Source organism: Prosthecobacter sp., assembly GCF_020439865.1.
Classification (GTDB): Bacteria; Verrucomicrobiota; Verrucomicrobiia; order Verrucomicrobiales; family Verrucomicrobiaceae; genus Prosthecobacter.
Genome location: NZ_JAGRPF010000184.1, coordinates 1 through 5,070 on the forward strand (window position 1 = coordinate 1; position 5,070 = coordinate 5,070).

Genomic DNA, 5,070 nt, shown 5'->3' on the forward strand with positions numbered 1-5,070 from the left:
ACGCCACGGCCAGCACGGATCGCCTGATCGAGCTGGTCCTCGCGGAAGACAAAAACGTGCTCAAGGAACTGCTCACCACGCAGCGCGTTGTGGCCACCAAGAATGACAACACCTACTTCGGCAGAAAACACTCGAAGGAAGAGCAGGCTGCCGCCATCGCCGCGAAGAAGAAGGCCGAAGAAGAAGAGGCGCAAAAGGAAGTCGCTGAACTCAAAACGCTGAAGGCGGAAGTCGCCGCGCTGGAAGCCCGGTTGAAGGACAATCCCGAGGACAAGGCTGCGCAAAAGTCGCTGACCCAGCAAAGCAGGCAGCTCACGGCGGCGGAGAAGAGAATCGACAACGCCAGGAAGGAACGGAAACGCGGCGGTGGTGCCAACGTGGACGTGGCCCAGGCCAATCTGACCGGACCGCCGATCTACGCCCGTGTCAGCCGTCCCACCTTCGGTGCCGGCTCCATGAAACCCGAGCGCGTTCTGGCGACTGCACCCGAAGGTCAGCGCCTCGGCATTTTGACGCATCCCGCCTGGCTCGTCTCACAATCCGACGCCATGGACAACCACGCCATCCATCGTGGCATCTGGATTCGTGAGCGCCTGCTCGGTGGCGGCATTCCCGATGTGCCCATCACCGTCGATGCCCAGCTTCCCGTCGAGCCGCAAAGCACGCTGCGTGAGCGCATGCGCGTGACGAAGGAGAAATACTGCTGGACCTGCCACCAGAAGATGGACCCTCTGGGACTGCCTTTCGAGATGTATAACCACGCCGGCCTCTTCCGCACCACCGAGCTCGACAAGCCCGTGGACGCCACCGGCGAGATCATCGACTCCGGCGATCCCAAGCTGGACGGCCCCGTTTCCAACGCCCTTGAGATGATCGCCAAGCTCGCCGAAAGCGAGCGCGTCGAGCAGGTCTTCGTCCGCCACGCCTTCCGCTTCTGGATGGGCCGCAACGAAACCCTCAACGACGCGCCCGTCCTGCAGGCCGCCCACAAAGCCTATCGCGACAACGGCGGTAGCATGAAGGCGCTCCTCACCTCGCTCGTCACTTCGGATGCGTTTCTTTACCGCAAGGTGGAGCGTGGTGCGGAGTGAGTTGCAGCCCATTCCGGTCCGTCATGAGAGCCATCCTCTTCCTCTCCGCTGCCACCCTGCTGGCCGCAGACGACACTCCGCTGATCGCCCGCATCCTCAAGGCGGCCGACAAAGACCACGACGGAAAACTGAACCTCGCCGAATACCTGCCGCACGATGTGCAGGCGAAGCATCACGGCGACCAGCACATCGAATCCGGCAATGCGAATGCCGACGGTTTCATCGACGCCTCCGAACTCGCCACGACGCTGCACAAGCCGAACCCCACCGACCCCGGGCCTTCGGCGGGAAGGGAGCCGAGGGGTTGAAAAAGGAAATGCCTATCAGTCGCCTTGGAGATGAAGATGCGCCCCCGGTGCTGCTTGGCGGGCAGGCCCTCGTTCACAACAAGGTAGACGTCGTGCAGTGCCTTCACTTCCGCAGTGAGGATGCCCCAGCAGTCCTCCGCGTTCACGGTGAGAAGCCGCTTCCAGCAATACAGGCCGAAGCCGCTCTCCCAGAGTTCCATCGCCCAGTAGCCAGCGAGTTTCGCGTCGGCCCGGCGAATTGCTTTCTGCATCGCGCTGGACACTTCGCTGAACTGGTAGCCGCTTGGTGCGAAGGCTCATGGGATCGTCGGGGAGGAGATAGGGCTGGTCCGGGCTTTCCATGGAAGGAGCCTCGTCACCGTGCTTTCGAGGGTCCATCCGTTGGCATCACCATTTAGGTAGGCCGAAATGACTCCACCATTTTCCGGCAGGCGGCTGCGTGAGTCGCAAAGAAAGGAGGATGTTCAGTGACAGCCGCAACCGCCGCAGGATTTCGTTTTGAAGGACGCCAGCTTCCTTTCGATCTCCAGCGAGGTCGGCGTGATGGCCAGTCCCCCGAGCGAGGTGCAGCGATGTTCTCGGGGCATCATGGCGGAGACGTCCTTCGCCGCGTCAATGACTTCATCGAGCGGGATCAGCGGATCAAAATCGGCCAACGCCATGTTGGCACAGGAAAGGGCGTTACTGGCCGCCATGACGTTCTTTCCGAGGCATGGTGCCTCGACGCGATTCGCGATGGGATCACAAATGAGGCCGAGCATGCTCTGAAAGGCCATCGAGGCTGCGGCGATGGATTGATCGCGGGTCCCACCCGCGAGCGTCACGAGTGCCGCCGCCGCCATGCTGGCCGCTGAGCCCCCCTCGGCCTGACAACCACCGACCTCCGCCGCAAAGGTCCACCGGCTGGCGATAAAGACGCCGATCAGTCCGGCGGCCAGCATGGCCCTCGCCATTTCTTCCTCGTCCTTGTCCATCGCCTCCGCCATGGCGAGGACGGCCCCGGGTAGCGCGGCACAGGCGCCCGCTGTCGGCGCGGCGACGATCACGCCCATGCTGCTCTTCACTTCCATCAAAGCGGTGACATAGAGCACGATGCGGTTCAGCGCGCCGCCATCAAGCAGGCGTCCAGACTTCATAAGATCGAAAAAACGGCCGCTTTGATGACCAAGGACACGATCTTCATAACTCGTGCCCGCAATGCCGCTGGCGATGGATTTCCGCAGGATGCGCACGATGGCGATCATCTTGTCGATGACTTCACGCTCCGAGAAGTTGCCACGTGCCATCTCATAATCGATGGCGAGTTGCCAGAGCGGGGTGCGTTTGTCGCCATCGTGGTGCAGCATTTCCGTGCAGCTTGTGAAGGGCACCCGCAGGTCTTTGCGCGAAGGCACTGGGAGCACCGGCGAGAGCGTTTTGACACAGATAGGATTGAATAAATCGGATCGGGCGAAGGTGTTGGCCTTGACCTGCCAGAGGGTAATGTCACCCAGGTCGTGTTGGATGACTTCATCGGCCGGCGTGATGCAGCCACTCTTATCTGCATCCTCCTTCCGCATCCAGATCAGGGTTTCATGATAGCCGCCGTCAATGGACAGGTTCACGCCGTCGATACTGAGAACCTCCATCATGCCACCGCCGGTAGAGATGGCGATGAGCGAGTGCGTTTCGCGTTCGTTGCGCAGCGTGAGGCGGTAGGTGTTCGGATGCGGATCGCCGACATCGACGGTATCGATGCGCAGTCTGATCCCGGCTTCTTCGAGGGCCCGCGCGGAGTTCGGGAGACGCTCGTCATCCGCATCCCAGCCCAACAAGCCGCCGAAGAGCCCCATATCACTCCCCTGACTCTCATGCGTGGTCGGCAGCGAGCCCTCGCGATCAAACTCCACCAGCACCTCGGTGACCTCACCGTCCATCAAATCCCGCGCCAGCCGGCCGATACGAAGCGCTGCCGCACAATGCGAACTCGACGGCCCGCGCATGACAGGGCCGATCACGTCGTTGAAGATGGAAACGGGTGTCATGGCGAGGCGGGGGCACTGCGTCCCTTGGTTGTTGATTTATCGAGCAGAGCTTACGGTAGGCCTGAGACGGACCGACGACGCTGACGGGAAAGGTCAAACACGCCACGAATCAAGCCTTCCAACAAGAAACTCCAGCGGGTTTGCGCCCCTGAAGCGGACAACAAGGACTGAAGGGCCGCGCGCGGTCGCCTGATGGTATCCATTCTCAAAACGGAAGAATCTCCCTCTCGATCCCGAGGCGCTGTTCTCCGGGCTTTCGGTCCGGCTTTACCGGTGGTCGTTTTCATCATCACCCCTGGCACATCAATGTCCGGCATTGAACTTCCACTGTGTCGTGTAGTCCGGCGCAATTGGCTGATCAAGAAGGGTCGCACGGAGCATCTCCACCGGAATAGGACCGAGTTTTAGCAGCTCATCGTGAAACTGCATCTCGGTCATTGTTCCACTGTCGACGATTTCCTTGTGGAGGGCAATCATTTGCAGTCCACCGAGCATGTAGCCACACTGGTAAAGCGGTGAGTAGTTTCCTTTGATGAAGCGGCGCACCTCGCTGGTGGCACCGAACTTTTCATGACCCACACGATCCGTGAGGAACTTCACCATCTCGGCCGGTTTCATCTGCCCGAGGTGAAACTTCAACGTAACGATGATCCGGGCACAACGGTGCATTCGCCAGAAGAGGGCGCCGACTTTTTCCTCGGCCGTGCTGTGATAGCCGAGACCCCACAGGCGCATCTCCCAGTAGAGGGCCCAACCCTCCACATAAAAGGGAGTGCCGAAGAGGCGGCGATACGGCTTGTTCCTCGCGGCCATATAATTCTGTAAATGATGCCCGGGGATCAATTCGTGTGGCACCACATTATGCATGAAGGGCCGGTTGTTGCCGCGCATCGACATCAGCTTGTCCTCATGCTTCATTGTCTCGTTCGCATAGGCAACCAGGATGTCGTGCCCGCTGTAGGCGGCGTATGGTGTTTGCTTCTGCTCGCCTGGTGAGAGCAGGCGAGTGCCCCACCACTCTTCGCAATCCGGAGGCACCGTCACCAATTTGTGCGATTTCACAAATTCAATCGCGAGGCGGCCCTCTTCACGCACCAGGCCTTCTTGCTCACCCGGTTTCACATAGATCGCCTTGGTGCGATCCAGCGCTTTCTTCCAGTCATCGCCCAATTGCATCTCCTGAGCTGCGACCTTCATCTGGCTTTCACACCAGGCAAACTCGCGTTCAGCCAGGGCAATAAGCTCCTGCGGTGTGTAGGGAATGAATTCGTACCTGAATTGACGCTTCAGTTCCTCTTCGCCTATTGCCTTGCCAAGCAAGGGGTCCTCGTTCTTACCCTTGATTCCTGCCAGTTCCTCGCGCAGAAACTTGCCGTAGCTCTCCAGAGCCTTGTTCACCTCGTCGTAAGGTTGCTTCACCCACCACGCAAATTCAGGCGTGAATCCGTTGTAGTTTTCAAACCACTTTTTCAGAGAATTCGAGAGTTCGCTGACCGCCTCGGCGCTGCGCAGGGCCTGATACGGCGTTGGCAGTCTGACTGATTTCACATTGCTCTTTGTCGCGGTCGCGGGTGTCTTGGCTTCCTCCGACTCCGTTGCTGATGAAGGGGGCGATTCGGGCGTCTTCTTCAAGGGTGGCTTCGCTGC

Annotated in this window: 5 protein-coding genes; 2 read left to right on the top strand and 3 right to left on the bottom strand. The window is 59.9% G+C overall.

The annotated features are described in order from the left end of the window. On the top strand, positions 1-1,091 hold a 1,091-nt coding region (locus KDL09_RS20710; protein ID WP_294389362.1), incomplete at its 5' end, for a DUF1588 domain-containing protein. A 23-nt stretch (positions 1,092-1,114) separates the two neighbouring features. Then, positions 1,115-1,399, top strand: a complete 285-nt coding sequence (locus KDL09_RS20715; RefSeq protein WP_294389364.1) for a hypothetical protein — start codon at positions 1,115-1,117, stop codon at positions 1,397-1,399. 464 nt (positions 1,400-1,863) lie between these two features. Here KDL09_RS20715 and KDL09_RS20720 read toward each other — a convergent pair whose 3' ends face one another. From KDL09_RS20720 to KDL09_RS20730, 3 genes are all read right to left on the bottom strand, one after another. Next, positions 1,864-3,423: an L-serine ammonia-lyase, iron-sulfur-dependent, subunit alpha gene (locus tag KDL09_RS20720; RefSeq protein WP_294389365.1), complete on the bottom strand. Its 1,560-nt coding sequence runs from the start codon at positions 3,421-3,423 to the stop codon at positions 1,864-1,866. A gap of 303 nt (positions 3,424-3,726) precedes the next feature. Further along, complete coding sequence (locus KDL09_RS20725) at positions 3,727-4,821, bottom strand: DUF885 family protein (protein ID WP_294389367.1); 1,095 nt, start codon at positions 4,819-4,821, stop codon at positions 3,727-3,729. 58 nt (positions 4,822-4,879) lie between these two features. Next, on the bottom strand, positions 4,880-5,070 hold a 191-nt coding region (locus KDL09_RS20730), incomplete at its 5' end, for a hypothetical protein (RefSeq protein WP_294389369.1).

Bases quoted from the DNA above. Each gene is read 5' to 3' on its own strand.
- KDL09_RS20715 (WP_294389364.1), top strand. From the start codon at position 1,115: ATGAGAGCCATCCTCTTCCTCTCCGCTGCCACCCTGCTGGCCGCAGAC.
- KDL09_RS20720 (WP_294389365.1), bottom strand. From the start codon at position 3,423: ATGACACCCGTTTCCATCTTCAACGACGTGATCGGCCCTGTCATGCGC.